The following is a 24237-nucleotide window of genomic DNA, read 5'->3' on the forward strand; positions in this document are numbered from 1 at the left end:
TGACTCGCAAATTCGTCCGCAATTTTGAAAAAAAATTAAAAAAAATTTCATATCCTGCCATTTGAGTTTTTACTTATCTTAATAACTATTTTACATAACTTATATTACGCCAATATTTATATTATTATATTATCATATATTATATTTTACCTGTATTTAAATATATATATAATATATATAAGACTTCAGTAATCCGTAAACCCTCTTTACTGGCCGATTTTAGCCACTTAACTTTAGAAACGGCTTTTAGGAATAGAACATAAAAAAGACAATATTATCAATAACTTAACGATTACTGCTTTCTGAAATACTAATTAGTAATTCAGAAATTAGGTACGAAATTGGTAGTTTTTTACCTATGAAAAAGTAGCTTCAGTAGTGTATCAAAACGTTTAAATCTTATTTTAACTTTTAAAGATTTTATTCTTTTAGATAAAAAAATTATTACTACTTTTTTATAATAAATTAGTCATACAAGATCTTGGTAAAAATCTCTATTCATGAAACTTTTGGAGTTTTTATGAAGAATTCTTATCAAGGAATCGATTCTACAATTGTTAAACATGTGAGATTTCAAGCTTCGCGCCTTAAATCCAAAAGCTGTTTTATTAACGAAAGTCTCGAAGATATAGAACAAGAGCTTTTTTGTCAGGTTTGGCAATATCTTAACCGGCACGATGAGAAAAGAAGTAGTTTTAGTACTTTCGTTGCTAGATTAGCTAATTATTGTGCTCGCAATATGTTACGCAATCAGTTATGTCTAAAACGTAATATAACTTTTGATGATATAAACGACGATATTCCAGATCATAGGAACTCGGAAATCGAAGCGATAATTCGCACTGACATAAATAATATAATTTCAACTTTGTCTGAAAAAGATAGTAATTTATGTCAATTACTTAAGGTATTTACTATTACTGAAGTTTCTGTAATAACCAAAATACCAAAGACAACTATCTATCGCACACTAGAACGAATACGCAATAAATTCTCAGTTTTAGAGAAGTTATAAGCTCTCGATTATATTTGCTCAAAAATTTTTTTTTTGCAAATTGCGGACGAATTGCCTAGGTCATCGTACATATATATTTAGGTACTGGGAGAAAAATGAAAATAATGAACAGCAATGAACGGCTAAAAGTTCAAACAGGTATAAAAATGGTCATCTTTGGTCCTTATGGTATAGGTAAAACTAGTCTCTTAAAGACCATAAATGAACCAACACTTTGTCTTGATTTTGAGGCAGGTTTACTTGCTGTTCAAGATTGGCAAGGGGATTCTGTAAGTATTCGTACTTGGAATGAGGCAAGAGATATTGCATGTCTCATAGGTGGTCCTAATCCTGCGTTAAAATCTGACTCAGCATATAGCCAAAGACACTATGAGCATGTATCCAGTAAATACAAAGAGCTTGCTTCGGAGTTTTTCAAGTATCGATGTGTTTTTATCGATAGTATTACAGTAGCCTCGCGTTTATGTCTTTTATGGTCAAAAATGCAACCTGAAGCTTTTTCTGAAAGATCAGGAAAACAAGATATGAGAGCTGCTTACGGGTTACTTGCTCAAGAGATGATGGCTTGGCTCAATCAGTTTCAACATATTCCAAATAAAGACATCATTATAGTTGGAACTCTTGGGCAATACCTTGATGATTTCAATCGCTCGACTTGGCTACCTCAATGTGAAGGTGCTAAAACCGCAAGTGAAATTCCTGGCATTGTTGATGAAGTAATTAGCATGGTTGGAATCAAGAAAGATGATGGTACAGAAATTCGTTCATTTGTCTGTCAGACGATTAATTCTTGGGGATATCCTGCTAAAGATCGAAGTGGTTGCCTTAATATGGTTGAAGAACCGCATCTAGAAAAACTTCTTACAAAAATTAAAACTAAAGCTTTTGCAATTCAACCTGTCACGCCCAACATATAGGAGGTTATTATATGCTACAAAACTTTTTAACTATTGGTCAAAAAATTCCTTTTTTCAGTGTGAAAGAATACTTGGACGATCGATCGCCAATACCAGAGGATATAATCTCACCAAGAATTCTAACTAAAAGAGGTTTGTTAGTATTTGGTGGCCCTCCTAAGATTGGCAAAAGCGACTTTTTGATCTCTTGGCTTGTCCACATGGCTGCTGGTAGATCATTTCTCGGTATGACACCAAATAGACCTTTGAAAATCTTCTACATGCAAACTGAAATTGAATATGAATATATGAAAGAACGTTTGCAACAACTTGATAATGAACTTTTGAATGTAGCTGCTAACAACTTAATCATTACGCCAAAAGTGCACTTATCATTTAATCATGATGAAATAAGTGAAATTAAGGAGATTGTAAATGAACGCTTTAAACCTGATGTTTTGGCCATAGATCCATTACGTAACATCTTTAGCAGTGAATATGGAAATGAAAATGATAATAGTGCTATGCTGTTCTTTCTGCAAAAGACTCTTGAGAAGCTACGCAGTGCTGTCAATCCAGATGCTTGTATTGTACTCACTCATCATACAAAAAAATTATCGAAAAAGATGCTCGAAGAAGATCCATTTCAAGGCCTAAGTGGTGCTGGATCTTTACGTGGATTTTACAGTACTGGTATGGTGATGTTTGCTCATGATGAAGAAAGCAGTGCACGCCAGATAGTATTTGAGCTTCGCAATGGTGAACGCGTGCCAAACAAACTTGTCGATAAGATAAATGGTCATTGGCAGCTAATGGAATAGCTAACTTTCACTTTAAAGTCAACTTATAGGAGAGCGTATGCTACAAGATTTTTTAACTGATTTTAATAATGCAAAACTGCAGAGCAGTTTAATACCGAAAGGTACAATAGTCAAGGTAAAAATGGCAATAAAGCCTGGAGGTTATGAAAATTGGTTCACTAAAAACTACACTACTGGCAGCATCTATTTAAACACTGAATTTACTGTCACTGAAGGTCCATATGCAAAACGCAAGATTTTTCAGATTATAGGTATCAAAAATGGCAAAGCAGAAGGTGAAGAAGACATCTGGGGAGAATCTGGACGTTCTATGCTGCGTAGTATTTTGGAATCATCCAGAAATATTCATGCAAATGACACTTCAGAGAAAGCAGTTACTGCTAGAAAAATCAACTCTATAGCTGATTTCAACGATTTAGAGTTTACAGCGAAAGTAGGCGTTGAAACTAATAATACGTATGGAGATAGGAATAGGATTACTACAGTTATTACTCCAGAATTACAAAAAAGTTTTCAAGATGATTGGTTACCATTTTGAAGTATGACGAAGGAAAGTTGTGGGCTGCTGTTATTACTAGAGCTATTCAGGATGCAGCAGGAAAAAACCCTAAACTTAAAAAAGAGGCTTGTCAATGGATTCGCTCACGATCTTTTGAAACTGTTTGTGAGCTGGCTAATCTTGACTTTAAACGTCTAAAAAATATGTTGAACAAATTTGGAATAAACAAGGAGAATTTTATGGATTTTTCATCTAAAAATGCTTTGAAAATAAAATCATTATTAATTAATAACATCAAAGATTGTTTATCTTATTTGTTACCTGAAGGCAAATCTTACCAAGATAAATTCTATATTGGCAGTAGAAATGGAAATAAGATAATAGTTGAAATGGAAGGAGAAAATGCAGGAAATTGGTACAACCTGATCGAAGAAAAGAAAGGAAATATAATAGACCTTTGGACTTTAGTTAAAGGTAATATAGATTCTGCTGAAACATGGTTGAACGGTAAAGATGAAAGAAGTTCCATATTACAAGAAAAACAAAACGAAGGAAAAGCATTTTCTGTAAATCATTACTTAAATGACAAATCACCAATGCCACAAGATATAATAGGCCCAAGAATTTTGACACCAGGTGGTCTTTTGGTCATAGGTGGTACTCCAAAGATTGGCAAAAGTCATTTTCTTCTTTCTCTATTAGTACATCTGGCAGCAGGAAGATCATTTCTTGGCATGAAGCCTACAAGACCGCTAAAAATATTCTATCTACAAAACGAAATGGAATATGATTACATTAGAGAACGTATACAACAACTCAACAAACTTCCTCATTTAGCAACAGAAAACTTAATTGTGACGAACAAGATGAATTTGACCTTAAATGAAGAAGGTATAGAAAAAATAAAAAATATGGTAGAGGAAAAGTTTGATTTAGTTGTGATTGATTCTCCTTATAATTCCGTTAACTATGGTCTGCAGCATGCAATAGAAAAACTACGTTCCAAGATTAATCCTATGGCTGGAATAATCATCACAAATCACACCAAAAAAGTACCTACCTCTATATTGGAAAAGAATCCATTTCAAGCTCTCGTTGGTGCTAACGCTTTAAGAAGTTTTTATACATCTGGAATAGTAATATTTCAACCCAATAAACGTACAAATATCTTGCAAGTAGTATATGAACTTAGAAACGGTAGATCTATACCAACAAAATTCATCAATAAGATTAATGGATGTTGGAAATCTGCTAACGTTATAGCTAGAACATAAAAATTCTTCAGGTAGGTATGGATATTTATTGTTCACAAAGAAATGGACATTATAAATTCTTAGGGGAGAAAGAACAGTTAAAAACTCAACTCCTATCAAATATAAGGTCATGTCTTTCTTATTTACTGCCAAGAGGAACTTTTCGTGGTGATAAGTTCTATGTAGGTGATCTAAAAGGCAATCAAGGAAAAAGTATGATAGTGGAGTTAACTGGCAGTAAAGCCGGATTATGGCATGATTTTTCTACCGGAGAAGGAGGAGATATTTTTGATCTTTGGGCTGCTGTTACTGGAAAAAATCAATTTACTGATACGATAGAAGATATTGCTAAGTGGATTGGTTATTCGGAAAAAAATAACACTCTGGGGCAACCAACGGCATCATGGAACTATTACGATGAAAGTGATCAAGTGATTGTTACAGTTTATCGTTATAACACTGATTCAGGAAAAAGATATCTTCCTTTTGATGTAAAAAGGTCTAGTTTTACTCCACCACAGATCAGGCCTTTATATAATATTTCAGGTATTATGAAATCTGATAAGGTGATTTTAGTTGAAGGTGAAAAGTGTGCAGATGCTCTGATAGAGCAAGGTATGACTGCCACAACTGCAATGTTAGGAGCAAATGCACCAATAGAAAAAACAGACTGGTCACCACTTAAGGGCAAGCATGTTATTATTTGGCCAGACAATGATGAACCAGGTAAACAATATGCTGAGAAAGTTGTGAAAAAGCTTACTTTTCTTGGTGTTTTATCACTTACTCTTCTTGAAATACCGGAGAATAAACCAAAGGGATGGGATTCAGCTGATGGTATAGAAGAAAAGATGAATATTCCTGAATTCATTGAAAATAACTCGAAAAAAATCATCGTTAAGCAATTGCTTAATATTCAAGAATGGAGCGTAGAACGTTTTATAGGTCCAGTACCGGAGCAAAAGTTTCTTGTTGAAGGGTTATTTCCTTTAGGAGTGACATCTATTCTAGCTGCGATGGGAGATACTGGCAAAGGTATGCTTCTGCTTGATTTAGCACTGAAAGTTGCGAGTAGAAAAGATCAGCCATGTGGTTTTGGTCCTTTAGTTACTGAACATGGATCTGTTGTAATATTCTCTGCAGAAGATGATATGAGTGAAATACATCGTCGTTTAGAGCGTCTTGACTCACAATGCGAGAGATTAAAATATAAGGATAGGCTCTTTATTGTACCATTACCAAATGTTAGTGGATCACTTACAATCATAAAAAGTGTTTCAGGTAAAGTTATAGAGACTTCTCCTGAATTTGAATCGATAACAAAACAACTTAATAAAATAAAAGACTTAAAATTAATCGTATTTGATCCACTTGCATCATTCGTGCATGCTGATTTAAATACTGACCCAGCCGTAGGCGATTATTTGATGTCTTTATTATCTGATTTAGCAGGTAGCACTGGAGCATCAATAATTACTGCTCATCATATGAGAAAGCCAAAAAGTGAAAAACCTATATCGACTGTTGAGCAAGCACGTGATGCCATTAGAGGTACATCTGCTCTTGTTAATGGTGTTAGGTGTTCATACGCTTTTTGGTCTGTGGAAGATACAGCTAAACCGACAATTTTTAAATCAATAGGAGAATCTGTAAGACAGAACGCATTATTTTATGGAGCAATTGTTAAAGCAAACGGTTTGGCTGATCGCACTTTACGCACTTATTTAAGAAATGAAGAAACAGGATTGTTAGAGGACATAACTGAAAGATTAAGAATAAAAAATATGAACGAAAAAGATTCAAAGCAGCATCTTATAACTGCAATTACACGAGCAGCAATTTCTGGACATCCATTTACCCATACAGGAAGTACAGGAGTGTATAAACAGCGGCATAGACTACCTGAGGAGTTTCACAGTATAGGAAGAGATAGAATGGAGCGTATAGTTCAAGAGCTGTTACAAACACGGAAGCTGGTTAAGGGAATGGCTACTGGTTCAAAAGAAGATAAATGGCTTGACATTCCTAGCGGACCATTTGCTCGCGGTGTTGGAAAGTTTAGCTGTGGAGCTGAGCTATTCTCCTAAAAAATTTTTCTGATATAAAAAAATATTTTGATTTTTGCGGACGAATTTTGAACTCACCGTACATATATAATATAGGGGGAAAATGTCAATACTCACACAGTCAGGAAGAGCAGCAATAGCAGCCAGCATCAAAAAGCAATCTATCCATCTTGCTTGGGGAACAGGTGATTCAAGCTCTGGAAGTAGCCACAAAGTAGAAAAAACTTTCGTTAAGGGTGAAATAAAATTTGATCATCAACCTATTTTTGATCGTCAACCTATTAAAGATGTGAAGGTTTTTACAGGGCAAACAACTTATCAGCCAAGTATTGACTATACAGTTAATGGCAGTACTGGTGTAATAAAACTTACGGAAAATAGCTCTATCACGGCAAATAGTGCAGTTACTGTAGAATATACTCAAAGCACACCACCTGAATCTATAAATTCTATAAAGCTCTTGAATGAACTTGGCAGACGTACTGCAGATGAGGTTCTCTTCTGCACAGGTGATGAGAATGGAGAACTTGTAACTCCTTCTGGAAGGTTTAGGTCCTCAAATGTACCAACCAATAATTTGTACCTTAAATTTACTTTCGATTTCACGGATGCAGCAAATCAAGTAATCAGAGAGCTTGGGGTTATGGTTGGCACTAAAATAAAAGAAGGATTACCTAGAGGACAGAGATATTTTGAGCCAAAAGATGTAGAAAACCATGGAATTTTATTAGTTTTAGAACACACTGTGCCACTTATCAGAACAGCTGCAACCCGGGAAACTTTTTCATTTGTAGTGACTTTTTAACTATGACACTGACTAGCTATTATAACCGCTTTAATCCTGACAAAGAGTACGAAAAAAGCTTATTTCTTGCTGGAAGAGGTTTGCAATCTGCAGAATTAAACGAGACTCAGGAGTATGCTCTCTCTAAGCTTAAAGGCATAGGTGATGCAATATTTCGTGATGGTGATGTTATAACGGGAAGCAATTGTATTATAGATGCAAAAACTGGTAAAGCTACACTTGAGGGAGGAAAAATCTATCTGCGCGGTGCAGTTAGAAAAGTTGAAAAAGAAGAATTTGTTATTCCACTGAGTACCACAGTTCGCATAGGTGTTTATTATGTAGAATCTACGATTACAGAACTTGAGGATGAAAACCTTCGTGATCCTGCTATTGGTACAAGAAACTATCAGGAAGTAGGAGCTGCAAGGCTTAAAGTTTCCACCATTTGGGGTTATCAAGCAGAAGGTCTTTCTCCACGTTTTTCTGAAGGAGAGTTTTATCCAATCTATAACATTGAAAATGGAGTATTAATAGAACATTCACCACCTCCACAAGCAAACATAGTAACTACTGCTCTTGCTCGTTATGACAAAGAAGCAAATGGTTCCTACGTCGTAAATGGTCTTGAAGTAATGTTCCTGCAAAAGGAAGAGGGAGAAGGAGGAAAAAAAATATTTGTGATTAATGAGGGCAAAGCTCATGTTGATGGCTATGAGATTGAACTTCCTCACAGTATTCGTGTTTCTTTTGATGAAGATCCGAATATAAAATCAGTTGAATCAGAACCACATACTTTTCAGCCAAATAGCCAAAGAGTAATGGAACTTAAAGTTAATGATTTTCCAATAAGTGAAATTAAAAAAGTAGATATAACTGTTCAAAAAACCATTACCATTACTCATGGTTCATATTCAGGAGCTGTTGATCCAATACCTGACTCTGCAGTACTTGAAATTATTCAAATTAAACAAGGTAATGTTATTTATGAAAATAGTGTAGATTATAAACTAAACGCAGGAAATATTGATTGGTCATTACCCGGCAAAGAACCAGCTCCTGGAAGTAGTTATCAAATAACCTACCGCTGTCGTACTCATGTAAGCCCTGAAGATATAAGTGAACAGGGATGCAAAGTAAAAGGAGCAGTTGATAACAGCTTGGTTCTGATTGATTACACCTGGAAAATGCCCTGCTATGATTTAATTACTATCGATAGCAAAGGGGTGGTAAGGAGAATAAAAGGTATAGCTCACCCTTGGAGACCATCAATGCCTAAAGCGCCCTCTGGACAACTTTTGCTCTGCTACATTCATCAGACGTGGAAAAAAGGCGAAGGGGTAAAAATAGTGAATAATGCTATTCATGCTGTACCGATGAATGAGCTTGAAGCAATGAAAAAAGGAATAAATGATCTTTATGCGCTGGTTGCAGAGGAACGTCTACGCAATGATGCAAATTCAAGAGAACCTACAACGAAAAAAGGAGTATTTGTTGATTCGTTTTTTGATGATGATATGCGTGATCAAGGAATTTCGCAGTCTGCAGCAATAGTAAACAAAGAATTAATTTTACCTATAGATGTGGAAATTATTGATGTTGAAAGAGGTAAAGAACCTTATCTTTTACCTTATAAACTTGAACCGGTACTGGAGCAGCTTTTACAGACTAAAGGAGAAAAGATCAATCCATATCAAGCTTTTGATCCAGTTCCGGCACAAATTACTCTAAATAAAAACATTGACCACTGGACAGAGGTTACCACGAATTGGAAAAGTCCAGTAACCAGAGTATTTAATGTTAAAGAAACAACAGAGCTGCTGTCAAGTACCTCATACGAAACTGAATTTATGAGAGAAGCAGTACAGAATTTTGAAATTGAAGGTTTTGAGCCAAGTGAGAAGCTTAAAGAGATAAAATTTGACGGAATAATTATTCAACCTATAGCATAAAAATATGTTAATAGTTAACAATCAAGGACAAATAAGTGGAAAAATAAAAATCCCAGCAAATATTCCAGCAGGTACTAAATTAGTACAGTTTTATGGTGATAAAGGAAGCTATGGAGAAGCAACGTACACTGGTAAAAAAACTATTACCATAGAAGAGAGAAGAAGAGTTATCGCAGCAAGAAGAGTTGATCCTTTAGCGCAAACATTTACTTTAAATGAGAGCAGACACATAGGAGGTCTAGAGTTATGGTTTATAAATAAAGGCAAAAAACGTGTTGTTGTGCAGATTAGAGAAACAGCAGTGGGAATGCCCTCGCAGACTGTCATTGCTGAAAGTTATATTGAGCCAAAAGATATAAAGATAGATGGCACAGCAACACGTATAGAATGGTCACCAATGTTTTGCCATGCAGGAGAGGAGTATGCGATAGTACTACTTACTGATGATGCAGATACTGCAGTAAAAATAGCAGAGCTTGGCAAGTATGATGCAGTAAATAGCCGTTGGGTAACAAGTCAACCATATCAAGTAGGAGTATTACTGTCATCTAGCAATGCAAGCACCTGGACTCCACATCAAAATTTAGATTTAACGTTTCGACTACTAGCTGCAAAATTTAGTGAAGTTTCTCATGTTGTTGACCTGGGCAAAGTTACTGTAAATAATGTATCAGATTTAATTGTTTTGACGAACGTCGAAAAAGTAGCATTTGATACCAATGTAGAATTTATCTTAACAGATGAAGAGGGAAGAGAAAACTTTTTGTCTGATAATTTGCCGCTCGCGCTGCGTGAAAGAATAAATGGGGAATTAACGGTAAAAGCAAGCCTAAAAGGAGGGCGAGAAAAAAGTCCTATTCTCTATCCTGGGTTACAGCTAGTTCTGGGTAATCTTTCAGAGTTCGGAGATTATGTTACAAGAAGCATTACAGCAGGAGCTAACACTAAGATTACCATAACATATGATGCGCTGATACCTGGCACTGCAGATGTTAAAGCATATGTACAAAAAAACGTGGATTGGCAATTAGTAAATTTAACATCAGGAAAACCAATTGGAGAAAATTTGGTAGAGAGAACTCATGTGCTATCAAATTTTAATGGTAATGATACAAGGATAAAATTGGTTTTAAGTGGAACGGTTGTCTATCGTCCAAAAGTCAAAAATCTACGAATCATTATCACTTAGCAGAATGTCAGATGATAAAACAAGTAGAGGATACTCTTTGACTCATCCAGAAAACATTGCTGTGCAAGATGTTGTTCGTATCCGTACCACAATTAAGAAAATAGATGAAGATATTACCGAAAGAGAAGATGAGCATAATCAACTTAAGAGTAATTTTGAGCGGTTTAATTTTGAGACTTTTTTAAATTTTTGGAAATGAAAGAAGCAATATACCAAAGGATAAAGGATTTAGCAGCAAACAGCACACCTGATCAACTGGCATATCTTGCAAAATCTCTGGAATTGATAGCAGATAAAAAAGCTATTGCTGACATTGTGCAGATGACTGAGGTAAAAGAGATAATTGATGCACTACAAAAGAGGCTTAAGGATTTAGCAGCAAACAGTACACCAGATCAATTAGCATATCTTGCTAAAGCATTGGAATCAATAGTCGACAAAAGTGCAGTTTCTGAAATTGTACAGATGACAGATGGTAAGCTAAAAGAACTTCTTGATAGTGCAAAAAAACACTTAACTGATCTGGATAATAAAAAAGCTAGTTCTTTAGCAGTGATCTCTGAATCAGAGAAGCAGTTATTAAAGAGAATTGATGAAAAAGGAACAACAAATTTATCGCTACTTGATACGAGAAAGAATGCCAATATTGCAGCAATAAATAGCATTAGTAATAGTCATAAAGATGGTCTTAAAGGTTTAGTAGAAGATTTTCGTGCTGTTAATAATGTACCATCTGGCTCATCAATTATAGGAGAAATAGAAACTCGAATTGAAAACATCTCTAATGAGGTAAAAACTCGGGATGAACAGTTAAAAGTGTCTCTTATAAATGAAATAAGAAAGCGCAACATGGTTGAACCAGGGTCATTACCTTTCTTATTTGGTGTACTTGGCAGAAAAAATAATTATTTTGGCCACGGAACTTTTACGACAGAGCTTGGAAAGTGGAGTAGTGATATAACAAAAACTGACTATATGTTACAACTACTAGCAGGTAGCCATACGTACAATACAGATTACGTTAGTTTTTATCGGCCAAGACAACTAAGTTTTATAGAGGGAAGTAAAGGAACATTTATTTACGGAGAGTTATGCACAAAAAGTTTTTCGGGTAGTTATGATGAGATATACTATTACCCGTATGCTGCACTTGGAGTAGTATTTGTAAAAAATACAACCAATGTGAACATAAATAAGACAATGGAATTTGTTGGATCATCGTATTCGAGTACGGAGTATGGGGGAGCAGGATTATTTGTGGGAACTCCTGATAACACTAATTCTAATAAATCAAGTATTTCAAAAATAGTATGGAAAAATGTTTACCAATACATGAGTTCTGATAGCAAGTTAGCCGGATCTGGTAATGTGGAGATTCCAGCAGGAAAAACAGTTGCAATATTACTTTACACATCATCTTATCTGTATTCCAGAACACAAGTTAGTCAAGGTATGCTTGCATCAAATTATGTACACAACTATGGTCAATTTATTCAGTGGGGGATTTATAACATACGTAGCAATTTTCTCACCACAGGGCTTGAGGTAGATGTGGAAAGGACGCTCAGGGGTTGGCAATGTCCAGGATTATCTAACACGTATGAGATTTGGAGGTAACAAACAATGTCTATCTACATTAGATTTGAAAATGATAAACAAGTAGAAACAACAACACTTGAAAGCAAGCCAACTGAAAATGATTGGTATGAAGCACCAGAAGATTTTGATTGGCAAAAAAGCTATTGTTTAACAGAAGGAGGAAAAATTGCTCAGCGTACTAAAGAAGATATACAAAAGGAGTTACTGGATAATGCGAAGCTTTGTGCATTTGATAGTATGCGTTTCTATTATGATAATCATACTCACCAATATGCAGGTCATTCTCACCAAAAAGCTAAATCTTATGAGATTCAAGCGGAAGCCGCAAAAAGCATTCTAGCAGCACCAGAATCTATAGATGAAAAGGATAAAGAAATTATAGAACCTTTAGCAAAAGTCCGTGGTATTACGGTTATTGAAATGGCAAGAATAATTGAGGAAAAAGTGAAAAAAGCAGTAAAAGAAATAATGAAATGTGAAGAGCTTGAAGATTTAGCCAAGAGAAAGATTGAAGAAGCCAAAAGCGAAAGTGAGCTAAGGACTTTGCTCGATGATTTCAGGAAAAAAATACAAAGAAATGGCTGAAGAATTTTTACATGGCGTAAATGTTATTGAGGTAACCTCAGGAGCAAAGACAGTACGTACAGCTAAATCATCAGTGATAGGTGTAATTGGTACTGCACCTGAAGCAGATGAGCAAAAATTTCCGCTAAATAAACCAGTGTTAGTTGCAGGAAGCTTAAAGGAAGCAGCAAAGCTCGGAAAGAGTGGCAGTTTACCTTCTGCAATAAATGGAATATTTTCCCAGATTGGTGCAACAGTAGTAGTTATTCGAGTTAAAGAAAGTGAAAACAGCGATTCAAAGCTCAAAGAAAGTGAAACTATCCAAAATATAATTGGCGGTGTTGATAAAGAGACTGGAGAGTATCAAGGGATAGAGGCATTCCTCAGTAGTGAAAGCATAGTTCATATTGCTCCAAGAATATTAATTGCACCTCAGTTTACTCATCAGTTACCTGAAATAGATGGAGTAAATCCAGTAGTGAGTGCTTTAATTTCCATAGCAGAAAAATTAAGAGCAATTATTGTTGCAGATGGACCAAATACTAATGATGAAGAAGCAATAAAATGGAGAAAAAGTGTAGGCAGCTCAAGAGTTTACGTAGTTGACCCATGGATTAAGTTATTTATTGAAGGAAAAGAAAAAATCTTGCCATCGAGTCCATTTGTAGCTGGTTTAATAGCTAAAATAGACAGCGAACAAGGCTTCTGGCATTCACCTTCAAATAAAGAGATAAATGGTATTGTTGGCACAAGCAGGCCTATTGATTTTAGCTTAGGTTATGCAAATTGCAGAGCAAACCACTTAAATGAAAATGAAGTAACAACGATAATTCATCAAAATGGCTATAGGCTTTGGGGAAATAGAACATGTTCAAACGATTCGAAATGGGCTTTTCTATCAGTAAGGCGCACTGCAGATTTAATTAACGATAGTTTACTTCGAGCTCATCTCTGGGCAGTTGATCGCAATATCACAAAAACTTATATAGATGATGTGATTGAGGGGGTGAATTCTTATTTGGCCAATTTAAAAGTACAAGGAGCGATTATCAGTGGAAAATGTTATGCAACTCCCGAACTCAATACACCGGCAAATATTGCAAGCGGAAAAGTGTCTTTTGATTTTGAGTTTACACCGCCATATCCAGCTGAGCAAATAATATTCAGATCCCATCTTGTAAATAATAGTGTAATAAGTTAGGAGAAAGCGAAGTGTTACCCAAAATACTGAGAAATTTTAACGTATTTGTAGATGGCCGTGGTTATGCAGGAAAAATAGATGAAATAACCTTGCCGAAGCTTACCATAAAAACAGAAGAGTACAGAGCTGGTGGTATGGATATTCCAATAAATATTGATATGGGCATGGAAAAGCTTGAAGCAGATTTCACTTTTTCTGAATACGATACAGAGCTTTTTCGGCTATTTGGGTTGATAAATGGAAATTCGGTATCTTTGACGCTCAGAGGTGGAATGCAAGGTAATGATATTGGAGCAGTAATAATCAATTTAAGAGGCATTTTTAAAGAATTTGATTTTGGTAACTGGAAACCTGCTGAGAAAGCAACGCTGAAATGTACTGTAGCTGCCCATTACTACAAACTTACTATAGGTGGTAATGAGTTAATAGAAATCGATGCTGAAAATATGATAAGAAAGATAAATGGTGTGGATCAGATGGCTTTGCTACAAACGGTTTTAGGCATATGAAAAGATTTCGAAATTTTATTTTAAGGAGGCAATAATGCACACTATAACACTAAACAACCCAATTACAGTTGATGGAATTTCTGTCTCAGAGTTATCGATGCGTGAACCTAAAGTAAGAGATTTACTTGCTATAGAACGCATAGAAGGCGAAGCTTTGAAAGAGGTAGCTTTAATTGCTAATCTAGCATCTGTGCCAAAAGAAGTAGTTGAAGATTTATGTATTAAAGATTATGTAGAAATACAAAAGGTACTAAAAGATTTTTTGTCGCCGCTGGAACAGAGGAGTTAAGATTCAATATTTTAAAACTTAGCTCAACAACAGGAAGTGGAATTGAGCAAATTATTAATATGAGTATAAAAGAGTTTCTAAAGTGGTTAGAAGTAAGTGAAGGAGTAACAAAAAAATATCAATGCTTTCAATAAAGATCGGTGCAACGTTAGATGGCAGTTTTAATAGTGCAATGACAGGTAGTGCAGCAAAGCTTTCTAAGTTGGGTGATAGTATAAAGCAGCTTGATTCGTCAATGAAATCGGTTTCCAAATTTAAGCAACTAAATCATGATGCCCTTGAAGCTATGAAGAATTGGAAGGAAGCGGAGAAGAAAGCAAAAGAATCAGCCGCAGCAATTGCTAAAGAGAAGAAGGAAAAAAAAGAGCCAAGCAAAGCACTGAGAAATGAATTTGAAAAATTGAAAGCATCAGCATCAAAAGCAAAAGAGGCTTATATCAAAAAGAGAGATGCTCTTCACACATTAAATGAAGAAATCAGGAAAAGTGGAAAGGATGTCAAATCTTTAGTGAGAGATCAAACTAAACTTGGTTCATCTATTGAAGTACTAAAAGGAAAATACAGTAAATTAGGATCTGTAATACAAAAACAGCAAAATGCTTTGGCAAAAAAAGCGCATTATAGATCACAAGCAATGGAGACTATAGGACTAGGTCTTTCACTTGCAGCTCCAATTAAAGTTGCGATTGACTTTGAAAGTGCCATGGCTGATATTAAAAAGGTCGTAGACTTTACTTCTGGTACAAACGAAGCTGAAGAATTTGCTCAAAAATTGAAGAAATTATCCCGTGAAATACCATTAGCAGCTGCAGAGTTAGCACAAATAGCTGCAAGTGGTGGACAGCTTGGTATCAACAAAGGTAAGCTACTTGAATTTACCACAACAGTAGCTAAAATGGCCACAGCATTTGATATGTCTGCCGAACAAGCTGGTGATTCCATAGCTAAACTCGCTAACATTTATGGAATTGCAGTAGAGAAGATGGAAGGAGTTGGTGATGTTATAAATTACCTATCAGATAATACTGCAGCTAAGGCAAACGATATGATTGAAGCACTTGCTAGAGTGGGTGGTAATGCAAAACAATTTGGTTTAGATATTAATCAGACAAGTAGTTTAGTAAATGCCTTCATTAGTTTAGGTAAACAACCTGAAAAAGCAGCAACTGCTGTCAATGCTCTGCTTTCTAAACTTCAAACTGCTGAAGGGCAAGGAAAAGAGTTCAAAGCAGCATTGGAATCGATAGGTATCACTGCAGAGGAAATGTCACAAAAGGTTGCTGAAAACGGGCAAAACGCTCTACTTCATTTTTTTGAAACTTTAGAAAAAGTAGATAGACAGGAACGTTCACAAATCCTTCTCAATCTCTTTGGTCAAGAATATCAAGATGATATTGCATTGATAGTTGGGAGTTTGGAAGAATATAAAAAAGCAATAGATTTTGTGGCTGATAAAGAAAAGTATAACAAATCTATGCAAAAGGAATTTAATAACCGTGCAAGCACTACAGCAAATAACTTGCAGCTACTTAAAAATACAATAGCAGAGCTAGGAATGAACTTAGGGTCAGTTATGCTACCTCCTTTAAATTGGATAAGTAAGATTTTGAGGTCTATATCTACAGGTATAGCTTGGTTCGCAGAGAAGTGTCCAATTTTGACTACAGGAGTTATGAGCATAATTTCAGCTCTTATTATTGGCAAGATTGCAGTGGTAGGTTTTGGTTATGCATTTGCATTGGCTGGAGGTGGACTATTAACTTTTAATGCTATTTTGCAGGGAACACTTTTGCCAGTATTAACTTCGTTATCAGCACGAGTAATTCCAGCAGTAATCATGGGACTGAAAGCTTTAACGCTAACCAATCCTATAGGAGCTGCTATTGCTGGACTATCAGTTGGTGCAGCACTTGTAATCGCTAATTGGCAAAAGGTAAAGGACTTTTTCTCAAGTATCTGGAAATCAATTACAAAACCTATAGAAAATTGGATTGGTATAGGAAAATTGTTTAATGATAATCCAATAAAAGCATTAGAGAAAACAGTAGAAGCAAAAATAGGCAGTGCAACTAGTGAAAATAGAAATGTTTTTAGTAAAGGAAATCCTTTATTAAATAATAATGCTTTTAGTGGAATTTCGAATAGTAGAACGAATATTGAAAGTGCTAGCGTGATTACAGAAAAAGGTTCTGTAGCAGATAATTCAGAGAAAGTTTTAAAAGACTGTGAAAAGTGTGAACAAAAAATTTTCAATCAAACTTTTACATTTAATATAAGTATTAAAGCAGAACCTAACCAAGATGTACGTAGTCTTGCTGATACAGTAATAAAAAGAATAAGAGAAAAATCGCGAGATGTTTTATTTGATTCAATAGAACCTATTTACTAATGTTTTCACTTGGTCCATATAAAATTTCTCCAACAGGGTTAAGGTGCAGTAAAGAAAATCGTTGGAGTACAATTGAGTGCATTGGTAAAATACCTTCATTACAAAATATTGGCCAAGGCACAGAAAATATAGACTTAGAAGGAGTAATTTATTTCCATAATCTCAATGATTTAAATCAATTAAAAAGTATGAAAGAAGCAGAAGAACCACATACTTTAGTAGACAGTTTAGGTAATGTTTTAGGGAGGTTTGTGATTGTACGGATAGAGAAAAAACAAACATCATTTTTTCCTTGTGGATTACCAAAAAAGGTTGAGTTTAGTTTAAGTTTGAGGAGATTTAACTAAAAATGGCAACATATTACTGGAGTAAGGAAGGAGAGATGATAGATCTAATTTGCTGGAGGCATTATGGAGCAACTAGAGGAGTAGTGGAAGTAGTTTTAGAGGCTAATCCTGGTCTTGCAGAGTATAGTGGTTCTTTACCATCTGGGTTAAGGATTAAACTGCCTTTAATACAAGAGCAATTAAAAAAATCAAAGTTAAAAGTGTGGGAATAAATGAAACCTGAATTTAGCATTGAGGGAATAAAAGATCATGTAATATCAGTGCATCTTACTGATGAATCTGGTACTATAGATGATGTTGCAGAGGTATGTGTTGATTATGGTAATGAAAATGTAGAAATTCCAAATGAATTAAACATAGCACTAGGTTATAAGGAAATTGGAATCTTTCCAATGGGCATATATACAGTCAACGAAGTTACAATACAAAGTCCACCTAAGACTCTACTAATCAAAGCTCATGCAACAAATTTAAGAATATCTTTGAAGGCAAAAGTATCAAAAGAATGGCATCAAATTACCATAGAAAACTTAGTGAAAGAAATAGCTCAAAAACATGGATATGGACATAAAGTTGCTGAGGAATTTAAGAATGTATTAATACCCCACATTAATCAGGTAGATGAAAGTGATATAAGTCTGTTAACAAAGATTGCAACAGAGCGTGAAGCAATGGCAAAGTTAGCTGGTGGGTATATATTGTTTATTTCAAAGAATATGGCAAAATCAGCCACAGGAAGAGCTTTAGGAACAATGACTATTAGACCTCAAGACACAATTAATTGGAAAGTGCATTTTACCGTACGTGATAAGTATAATTCAGTAGTAGCAAAATGGCATAGCTATGAAAAGGGCGAAACTATTAAAGAAACAGTTGGTAGCAGTGAACCAAGTTATATTATGCTGGAACTTTACTCAAATGCAGAGTCAGCACTAAGTGCAGCAAATGCCAAATTAAAACAATTGAAGCGTAACAATGAAACTTTAGATATAACTATGCCTGGTAATCCGGAGTTATTCGCAGAAGCTAAACTTAGTCTTATAGGTTTTAATCAAGCGGTGGATGGTGAATGGATAATTAATAGAGCGGAGCATACTTTAAATAGCTCAGGTTATTTTACCATATTATCAGCATCTTTAAGTAAATGAAAACGATGTTAAGGAAAAATAAGTATATAGTCTGTTCAATGTAAAGAAACTACTGAATATGAGTCAACTGAAATGTAATGAAAAAGAAAAAATACATTTTGTATGGTTTATAATATTAATGGTATGTATTGTTATTACATATTGCTATCAAAAATCTAGAGCTAACTCCTATTATAGGAAAATATTACAGACAGCGGCTGAAAGCTGCAGTTATGAGGTTATTGAGCTTTTGGTAGGAAAAAATGTAGTATATGTTGATGAAATAGGGTCTTCTGGTTTAACACCTCTTGGCTATGCATCAAATTCAGGATGTCTAAAAGTTGTAAGATTTTTAGTGGATAAAGAAGCAAATATACATGTTACTAGTAAGTATGGAAGTACAGCACTACATAATGCTACACACTCGGGAAACTTAGAGGTTATCGAGTTTTTATTAGAGAAAGGAGCAAACCCTAATATCATAGATAATAACGGAAAGACACCAAGAGGAATTGCCGCACTAAGGTCAAGACACAATAAAGACAAGCCCTATGATCAAATAATAAAGCTACTTTCAGAAGCAGAGGACCGATACGAATCAACAAAAAGTAATCACTAAAGCTGTAAGTTTTCTATAATCTGCATATAAATTTCCAAAACTATCCATAACAAGTTAATATTTTCACATGAAAAAGCAAAAAATCCCAATAGCGGTAATAATAACAATAGTTCTACAGACTGTAGGATTCATATGGTGGTTGGCAAAACTTGACTTACGTGTACACATCCATGATAAATTTATAGAAAAAAACCAAGAACTAATCGAAATAGTCTATCGACTTGAAGAGAGAGTGAAAAACCTCACTGAAGAAGTCAACGAACTTGAAGCTATTCACAAACACAAATAAATTTTACAGTGACAAAGTACATTTTATCTGTAGATGGAGGTGGCATTAGAGGGATAATACCTGCCATTATTCTAGCAGAAATTGAATATAGGACAAAAAAGCCAATTTCCCAGATTTTTGATTTAATGGCAGGAACCTCAACCGGTGGGATTATTGTTGCTGGACTTTGTAAAAGCAATAAACTTCAATACTCTGCCAATGATTTGGTTGAACTTTACCAAGAGTATGGAGCATATATCTTTCAATCATCATTTTGGAGAAAATCAATTGCTTCTTGGCTGAGTGGTTCTCAGTACTCATATAGAAATATGGAATTTATTCTCAACAAATACTTTGGTGAAAGTACTATGGCCGATGTTGCGAGTAATCTACTACTCACCAGTTATGACATTCACAATAGTTGTGAATTTTTCTTCAAAAGTTGGAAAGAAAAAAACATTAAGTTGAAAGATGCACTCAGAGCTACAACAGCTGCTCCAACGTACTTCACACCAAAACGTCTGAAAATTAGCCAAACAGAGAGAGTATTGATAGATGGTGGAGTGTTTGCCAATAATCCAGCGGCTTGTGCATATGCAAGTGGTAAGAGGTTATTTCCAAATGATGAGATTATACTGCTATCAATAGGCACTGGTGGAACAGATAGAAGTATAAAGTATGCTAACTCAAGGAAATTTGGCAAAATAGGGTGGATCAAGCCACTACTGAATGTGTGATGTTTGCTTCTGGATTGGATTGCGTTGATTATCAACTAGAACAAGTAATAGACGATAAATATATAAGAATACAATCGCAATTGAAAGTAGCATCGACTGAGATGGACAATATTACACTCAAAAATATCAAATCTCTTCAGCAAGAGGCAAATGCAATGATAGAGGATAATCAGGAACTGGTGGATAAATTCTGTAATATCGTATCTTGATTTAGGTACAAATGCCAAGCAAGATAAAGAAATTATATAAAAAAACGAAAAAGAGTTTTAAGAATATAGTTTCATTCAAAAAACACACTAAGGGTTAAGAAGCTAAACCGAAATTGCCATATAATGTAGAACAACCCCTAAATATGGTTTCATGGAAGAATAAGGTTAAAGTTTCTAAAGTAGAAAACATTAAAAAAAGTAATAAATGGGCAAAAGAAAAAATAAAGAGTTTAAAAATTAAGCCTGCAGAGAAGAATTCAAAAAGGGGAAACATATTCAAAAATGGCTTTACAAAACTGAAAGAAAAATTAAACCCAATAAAGACCAGGAAAAACAAGATAATAGGAAGCAAAAAGTTAGCGTTTTTACTTACATCTGGCACTATTATAGCAATTTTGCCGATAGCTCCTCTGCCAGCATACTTCTGCTTGTGTTTTCAGTATCAATTTTATAGCTGTGAAGACGTTAAAGAAAGTTATCAAACAACGCAGGGAAAAATCTAAAACTTTAGCTGAAATTGGAAAATATTTCAGTTGAATCAGCCAAACAAGGAGAATCTAAGCAAATTTTTAGAGATGGTAAATAGAATTACTAAATATATAATTACTTTTACTTATATCTTAATATAAGATTTCTCAGTTCTTAATTAAGTCAATTCATTTTTGCAGAATCACTCAACTCATCGGCAGTTAGGCCAGTTACTCGCAAGATAATATCAATCGCAACACCTGCTTTAACTAGATTTTTCCCAATCTTGATTTTCTCTGCTCTTTTAACCTTTTCCTTAATAACCTTCATACTTTTAGACAGAGTTTTAACCAATGTGCCCAATCTCTCTGCTTTATTACTCTCATCTTTTTTTATCTTTTCAGGTAGTAAAACCCTTACTTTCACTGATAAAGCCTTTGCTATTTCATATAATTTATTAAGTGGAATTTCAACGTACCCTTGCTCATAGTCGTGTATTTCCTGACGTGTTACACCTATTTTATTCGCTAAATCTTCTTGTGTATAACCACGTATCAACTGTATGATTTCTATCCTCTGTCCTATTGTATAGTCTATAGAATCAATAAGAACTTTCTTATTGCAAGTAGGTAGGTCCGTTGCCTGCAAGATAATACTAACAGAGATATCCTCTTTAACTAGATTACTTGACACTTCCTCTATCACTTCTTTTCTGCTGCTTTCTTTGTAAACCTTGGCAAATTCAATTAATGAGCAAATTGCTTTACGTAATTCCTGATCCTCAATTTTTTCATATATTCTCATCAAGCTTAATATTCTTTCTGCCTCACCTTCAAAGTAACAGTCTTCATTTAGTACTTTTGGTTCAGGTAGGAGATCTCCAGCATTAACTGATAATGCTTCCGCTATTTTATATAATATTTTAATTGAAATGGAATTGTACCCTTGTTCAAGGTCATGTATTTCCTGAGGTGTTACGCCAATTTTATTTGCTAAATCTATCGTAGTATATTCTTGTTTTAACCTGCAAATCTTGATTTCTTGCCCTACTTTATAGTTGATAGAGTCTATATACTCTGGTTTATAGTAGCCTCTAATAGCCGCTTTTCTTGTAGAAATAAACATATCTTACCTATAAAATATACTTGAAAGTGTTTGTGGGTATTAAATAAACTTTTCATATAATTGCTTGTGAGACAATATCAATAGAAATTCCTAATCTAATTAGATTACTTGCAATTTCGGTTTTTTCCTCCTTCTTAACCTTTTTCTCAATAATCTGCATACCTTCAGACAAGGATTTGATCATCTCATAAAGTTCGTTGCGTAATTCTTGATCATCAATTTCCTTGTATTCCTCTATTAAGCCGCGCAGTTCATCTTTTGCCTCAACTTCTTCTATTTTTCCTAACAGTAAAACTGCTATGTTAACTGATAATGCCTCTGTTATCTTATATAATCTTTCAACTGGAATAGCTATCTTTCCTTGTTCGTAGTCGTGTATTTTCTGAGGTGTTGTGCCAATTTTATTTGCTAAGTCCTCCTGAGTATATTTTCTCATCAGCCTTAGCTTTTTTATCCTTTGTCCTATCCTGTAGTCTACAGAATCAGTTTTTTCCTCTTCATTATTATATTCGTTAACAGCTAAGCCTGTTGCTTGGGAAATTATTTCAGCAGAGATCCCTACTTCAGCTAAATTCTTTGCCACCTCTATTCTTGCCACTTTTCTAATGCTCTCTTTGCTAGCTTGGGCAGATTTGATTAATGAATAAACTACATTACGTAATTCTTGATTCTCAACTTTCTCATATTTTTCTACTAGATCTAATACCTCTTCTCCTTCAAGACAACTTTTTTCATCTGATATTATTGTATGTTCAGGAACAAGATCCATAATGCTCACTGATAACACCTCTGCAATGCTATATAACCTTTTGATTGAAATTTTACGTTTCCCTTTTTCATAGTGTAGTATTACCCAGTATTTTACACCGATTTTCTCCGCCAACTCCTTCTGAGTATACCCCTTTGCTAATCTACAACCCCTTACTCTTTGTCCTACTTCATAATCAAAAAGGGCGGTCACTTTCTTCCACAGAAAAATATACTATTACAGGATTTTTTGTTATAGCTCAACTTTACTGTGAAATTTTCCACAACCTAACCCAACTTTATAAATTGGTGGAGAAGAAAAAACTTTCTCCTCCAGTTAGTCTAACGTGCTTTAAAGGTTTCTTCACTACCTCTACTTACTCGATCTACCCAAGATGACGAAGACAATAATTCACTTTCGGTATTCCTTTCACTCAAAAAGCCGCTTCTAGAGAAACTTCCCCTTTTCACTGCTTCTTCGATTTTCATTCCGCCAAATAGACAATCTTTCCCTATCTCTTCGCCTTTTGTTTGTAGTGCAAGCAACATTTCCCTATCCAATACTCTCACTTGTACCTGACTTACATCATTGTACACTGCAATCCTTAGCCTACCAATGCTTGTAGGAAATCCGATCTCGAATCCACCTAATATATCGACATAGTTTCTTTTACCTCCTTCTTCATTTTTAATTTCTACTTCACCGTCACCCATTTTCATTATATGACTTCCTAGCCCTTTATTTGGATCTGTTCCTACAAGTGCTTTTGCAACCTCTACTGTGCTATCCGGAGAAAATTCTATAAGAGATGTTTTATTATCTATTTCCACATCTATTACACTTCCCCCTCCCACTTGAACGGCATTTTCACCAGCTTTTCTCCGTCCTTCAAGTCGTTCATCCACGTAAGGTTGAATCTCTCGTTGCAGTTTGTTACAAGCTTCACTTATCAGTTTATTCTGTAGTAAAGTATCATGAAATTTTGCACCATTCAGCATCAATTGACTTATTACCTCCTCCTGATCAGCTTGTTTGAATTTATGCAAGTGCATTCCCAATACCACATACTCAGCAAAACTCCAACCTTCTTCATAACATCCATTCATTTTCATCCCAGTTACTATTGCTTTGTCCACAACTTCCTTCATTTCCTGTGGGCTATTTGCCGCTACAATTATGCCTTTTAAGTAGTTCAACCACTCACTTTCTCTTGTACTTAGTTTTCTTTTTTGCAAACTTGAATCAAATGGATTTAAACCTTCAGGATAATCTGCTTGACTATTTAAAGGTCTTTTGCCATAAACATAATCAAGTCCTTTTCCCGAGTTGATTGTCTTGTTACGTCCATCACTAGGGAAAGGCACCTTTTTTTTAACCTCATTAACAGCAATTGGTTGTTCTATATTAGTCCTACTTCCTATAGCAGCTAATATTCCTTTATGTAGTTTATTTAATTGATTTTTACTCAAATTTTTTACCTTTGCCATATAGGCCTCCTATTATTTATTAACTATATAAGTTTACAGCGTAATTTATTGCTTTACTGTTAATCTAATATGCTCT

25 protein-coding genes and 1 pseudogene are annotated in these 24237 nt (G+C 34.8%); 23 read left to right on the forward strand and 3 right to left on the reverse strand.

What is annotated here, in order from left to right; all coding sequences use genetic code 11:
• Positions 1 to 520 precede the first annotated feature (520 nt).
• The 23 genes and pseudogenes from ACQH2O_RS05635 (at position 521) to ACQH2O_RS05745 (ending at position 20836) form a co-directional block, all read left to right on the forward strand.
• Entirely contained in the window at positions 521 to 1015 is a 495-nt protein-coding gene (locus ACQH2O_RS05635; protein WP_190321275.1) for a sigma-70 family RNA polymerase sigma factor, read from the forward strand.
• A gap of 95 nt (positions 1016 to 1110) precedes the next feature.
• A complete protein-coding gene (locus tag ACQH2O_RS05640; RefSeq protein ID WP_425385064.1) occupies positions 1111 to 1932 on the forward strand; it encodes an ATP-binding protein in 822 nt (273 codons plus the stop codon).
• An 11-nt stretch (positions 1933 to 1943) separates the two neighbouring features.
• Entirely contained in the window at positions 1944 to 2732 is a 789-nt protein-coding gene (locus ACQH2O_RS05645) for an AAA family ATPase (RefSeq protein ID WP_208571551.1), read from the forward strand.
• A gap of 37 nt (positions 2733 to 2769) precedes the next feature.
• Positions 2770 to 3270: a hypothetical protein gene (locus ACQH2O_RS05650; RefSeq protein WP_182364992.1), complete on the forward strand. Its 501-nt coding sequence runs from the start codon at positions 2770 to 2772 to the stop codon at positions 3268 to 3270.
• Positions 3267 to 4505, forward strand: a complete 1239-nt coding sequence (locus ACQH2O_RS05655) for an AAA family ATPase (RefSeq protein WP_264376934.1) — start codon at positions 3267 to 3269, stop codon at positions 4503 to 4505. Before ACQH2O_RS05650 ends, ACQH2O_RS05655 begins: the two co-directional genes overlap by 4 nt.
• 17 nt (positions 4506 to 4522) lie before the next feature.
• Positions 4523 to 6571 carry an AAA family ATPase gene (locus ACQH2O_RS05660; protein ID WP_425385063.1) on the forward strand — a complete coding sequence of 683 codons (2049 nt, stop codon included), beginning with the start codon at positions 4523 to 4525 and terminating at the stop codon, positions 6569 to 6571.
• A gap of 82 nt (positions 6572 to 6653) precedes the next feature.
• Complete coding sequence (locus tag ACQH2O_RS05665) at positions 6654 to 7355, forward strand: hypothetical protein (protein ID WP_425385062.1); 702 nt, start codon at positions 6654 to 6656, stop codon at positions 7353 to 7355.
• 2 nt (positions 7356 to 7357) lie between these two features.
• A complete protein-coding gene (locus ACQH2O_RS05670) occupies positions 7358 to 9286 on the forward strand; it encodes a DUF4815 domain-containing protein (RefSeq protein WP_425385061.1) in 1929 nt (642 codons plus the stop codon).
• Between the two features lie 4 nt (positions 9287 to 9290).
• Positions 9291 to 10475: a hypothetical protein gene (locus tag ACQH2O_RS05675; protein WP_264953770.1), complete on the forward strand. Its 1185-nt coding sequence runs from the start codon at positions 9291 to 9293 to the stop codon at positions 10473 to 10475.
• Between the two features lie 4 nt (positions 10476 to 10479).
• Positions 10480 to 10674, forward strand: a complete 195-nt coding sequence (locus tag ACQH2O_RS05680; RefSeq protein ID WP_425385060.1) for a hypothetical protein — start codon at positions 10480 to 10482, stop codon at positions 10672 to 10674.
• The gene (locus ACQH2O_RS05685) at positions 10671 to 12092 is read left to right on the forward strand and encodes a hypothetical protein (RefSeq protein WP_425385059.1); all 1422 of its coding nucleotides are present in this window, start codon (positions 10671 to 10673) and stop codon (positions 12090 to 12092) included. Before ACQH2O_RS05680 ends, ACQH2O_RS05685 begins: the two co-directional genes overlap by 4 nt.
• Before the next feature lie 6 nt (positions 12093 to 12098).
• Complete coding sequence (locus ACQH2O_RS05690; RefSeq protein ID WP_425385058.1) at positions 12099 to 12659, forward strand: hypothetical protein; 561 nt, start codon at positions 12099 to 12101, stop codon at positions 12657 to 12659.
• A complete protein-coding gene (locus ACQH2O_RS05695) occupies positions 12652 to 13839 on the forward strand; it encodes a phage tail sheath subtilisin-like domain-containing protein (RefSeq protein WP_425385057.1) in 1188 nt (395 codons plus the stop codon). Before ACQH2O_RS05690 ends, ACQH2O_RS05695 begins: the two co-directional genes overlap by 8 nt.
• 11 nt (positions 13840 to 13850) lie before the next feature.
• A complete protein-coding gene (locus ACQH2O_RS05700; RefSeq protein ID WP_425385135.1) occupies positions 13851 to 14348 on the forward strand; it encodes a phage major tail tube protein in 498 nt (165 codons plus the stop codon).
• A 34-nt stretch (positions 14349 to 14382) separates the two neighbouring features.
• Positions 14383 to 14637 (forward strand): phage tail assembly protein, encoded by a 255-nt coding sequence (locus tag ACQH2O_RS05705; RefSeq protein ID WP_264705694.1) that lies wholly within the window; start codon positions 14383 to 14385, stop codon positions 14635 to 14637.
• Between the two features lie 115 nt (positions 14638 to 14752).
• A complete protein-coding gene (locus ACQH2O_RS05710) occupies positions 14753 to 17026 on the forward strand; it encodes a phage tail tape measure protein (RefSeq protein ID WP_425385390.1) in 2274 nt (757 codons plus the stop codon).
• Positions 17026 to 17373 (forward strand): phage tail protein, encoded by a 348-nt coding sequence (locus ACQH2O_RS05715; RefSeq protein ID WP_425385136.1) that lies wholly within the window; start codon positions 17026 to 17028, stop codon positions 17371 to 17373. The genes ACQH2O_RS05710 and ACQH2O_RS05715 overlap by 1 nt, the downstream gene beginning before the upstream one ends.
• Before the next feature lie 2 nt (positions 17374 to 17375).
• A complete protein-coding gene (locus ACQH2O_RS05720) occupies positions 17376 to 17585 on the forward strand; it encodes a tail protein X (RefSeq protein WP_141456743.1) in 210 nt (69 codons plus the stop codon).
• Complete coding sequence (locus tag ACQH2O_RS05725; RefSeq protein WP_141456742.1) at positions 17586 to 18521, forward strand: phage late control D family protein; 936 nt, start codon at positions 17586 to 17588, stop codon at positions 18519 to 18521. It begins immediately after the preceding gene.
• A 58-nt stretch (positions 18522 to 18579) separates the two neighbouring features.
• The gene (locus ACQH2O_RS05730; protein WP_141456741.1) at positions 18580 to 19119 is read left to right on the forward strand and encodes an ankyrin repeat domain-containing protein; all 540 of its coding nucleotides are present in this window, start codon (positions 18580 to 18582) and stop codon (positions 19117 to 19119) included.
• Between the two features lie 67 nt (positions 19120 to 19186).
• Entirely contained in the window at positions 19187 to 19408 is a 222-nt protein-coding gene (locus ACQH2O_RS05735) for a hypothetical protein (RefSeq protein WP_019236453.1), read from the forward strand.
• 8 nt (positions 19409 to 19416) lie between these two features.
• A pseudogene (locus ACQH2O_RS05740) lies at positions 19417 to 20333 on the forward strand (patatin-like phospholipase family protein).
• 113 nt (positions 20334 to 20446) lie between these two features.
• Positions 20447 to 20836: a hypothetical protein gene (locus ACQH2O_RS05745; protein ID WP_338482765.1), complete on the forward strand. Its 390-nt coding sequence runs from the start codon at positions 20447 to 20449 to the stop codon at positions 20834 to 20836.
• Between the two features lie 148 nt (positions 20837 to 20984).
• Here the strand turns inward: ACQH2O_RS05745 and wmk (ACQH2O_RS05750) are convergent, their stop codons facing one another.
• From wmk (ACQH2O_RS05750) to ACQH2O_RS05760, 3 genes are all read right to left on the reverse strand, one after another.
• Complete coding sequence (gene wmk, locus ACQH2O_RS05750) at positions 20985 to 21926, reverse strand: WO male-killing family protein Wmk (RefSeq protein WP_141456738.1); 942 nt, start codon at positions 21924 to 21926, stop codon at positions 20985 to 20987.
• Positions 21927 to 21978: 52 nt separating this feature from the next.
• Positions 21979 to 22887: a WO male-killing family protein Wmk gene (wmk, locus tag ACQH2O_RS05755; RefSeq protein ID WP_141456737.1), complete on the reverse strand. Its 909-nt coding sequence runs from the start codon at positions 22885 to 22887 to the stop codon at positions 21979 to 21981.
• A 128-nt stretch (positions 22888 to 23015) separates the two neighbouring features.
• Positions 23016 to 24161, reverse strand: a complete 1146-nt coding sequence (locus tag ACQH2O_RS05760) for a hypothetical protein (protein WP_338482763.1) — start codon at positions 24159 to 24161, stop codon at positions 23016 to 23018.
• Between the last annotated feature and the right edge of the window lie 76 nt (positions 24162 to 24237).

Source organism: Wolbachia endosymbiont (group B) of Schoenobius gigantella (assembly GCF_964031005.1).
Classification (GTDB): Bacteria; Pseudomonadota; Alphaproteobacteria; order Rickettsiales; family Anaplasmataceae; genus Wolbachia; species Wolbachia pipientis.

Excerpts from the sequence above, each read along its gene's own strand:
- ACQH2O_RS05635 (WP_190321275.1), top strand. The coding sequence starts at position 521 with ATGAAGAATTCTTATCAAGGAATCGATTCTACAATTGTTAAACATGTG.
- ACQH2O_RS05640 (WP_425385064.1), top strand. The coding sequence starts at position 1,111 with ATGAAAATAATGAACAGCAATGAACGGCTAAAAGTTCAAACAGGTATA.
- ACQH2O_RS05645 (WP_208571551.1), top strand. The coding sequence starts at position 1,944 with ATGCTACAAAACTTTTTAACTATTGGTCAAAAAATTCCTTTTTTCAGT.
- ACQH2O_RS05650 (WP_182364992.1), top strand. The coding sequence starts at position 2,770 with ATGCTACAAGATTTTTTAACTGATTTTAATAATGCAAAACTGCAGAGC.
- ACQH2O_RS05660 (WP_425385063.1), top strand. The coding sequence starts at position 4,523 with ATGGATATTTATTGTTCACAAAGAAATGGACATTATAAATTCTTAGGG.
- ACQH2O_RS05665 (WP_425385062.1), top strand. The coding sequence starts at position 6,654 with ATGTCAATACTCACACAGTCAGGAAGAGCAGCAATAGCAGCCAGCATC.
- ACQH2O_RS05670 (WP_425385061.1), top strand. The coding sequence starts at position 7,358 with ATGACACTGACTAGCTATTATAACCGCTTTAATCCTGACAAAGAGTAC.
- ACQH2O_RS05675 (WP_264953770.1), top strand. The coding sequence starts at position 9,291 with ATGTTAATAGTTAACAATCAAGGACAAATAAGTGGAAAAATAAAAATC.
- ACQH2O_RS05680 (WP_425385060.1), top strand. The coding sequence starts at position 10,480 with ATGTCAGATGATAAAACAAGTAGAGGATACTCTTTGACTCATCCAGAA.
- ACQH2O_RS05685 (WP_425385059.1), top strand. The coding sequence starts at position 10,671 with ATGAAAGAAGCAATATACCAAAGGATAAAGGATTTAGCAGCAAACAGC.
- ACQH2O_RS05690 (WP_425385058.1), top strand. The coding sequence starts at position 12,099 with ATGTCTATCTACATTAGATTTGAAAATGATAAACAAGTAGAAACAACA.
- ACQH2O_RS05695 (WP_425385057.1), top strand. The coding sequence starts at position 12,652 with ATGGCTGAAGAATTTTTACATGGCGTAAATGTTATTGAGGTAACCTCA.
- ACQH2O_RS05705 (WP_264705694.1), top strand. The coding sequence starts at position 14,383 with ATGCACACTATAACACTAAACAACCCAATTACAGTTGATGGAATTTCT.
- ACQH2O_RS05715 (WP_425385136.1), top strand. The coding sequence starts at position 17,026 with ATGTTTTCACTTGGTCCATATAAAATTTCTCCAACAGGGTTAAGGTGC.
- ACQH2O_RS05720 (WP_141456743.1), top strand. The coding sequence starts at position 17,376 with ATGGCAACATATTACTGGAGTAAGGAAGGAGAGATGATAGATCTAATT.
- ACQH2O_RS05725 (WP_141456742.1), top strand. The coding sequence starts at position 17,586 with ATGAAACCTGAATTTAGCATTGAGGGAATAAAAGATCATGTAATATCA.
- ACQH2O_RS05730 (WP_141456741.1), top strand. The coding sequence starts at position 18,580 with ATGAGTCAACTGAAATGTAATGAAAAAGAAAAAATACATTTTGTATGG.
- ACQH2O_RS05735 (WP_019236453.1), top strand. The coding sequence starts at position 19,187 with ATGAAAAAGCAAAAAATCCCAATAGCGGTAATAATAACAATAGTTCTA.
- wmk (WP_141456738.1), bottom strand. The coding sequence starts at position 21,926 with ATGTTTATTTCTACAAGAAAAGCGGCTATTAGAGGCTACTATAAACCA.
- ACQH2O_RS05760 (WP_338482763.1), bottom strand. The coding sequence starts at position 24,161 with ATGGCAAAGGTAAAAAATTTGAGTAAAAATCAATTAAATAAACTACAT.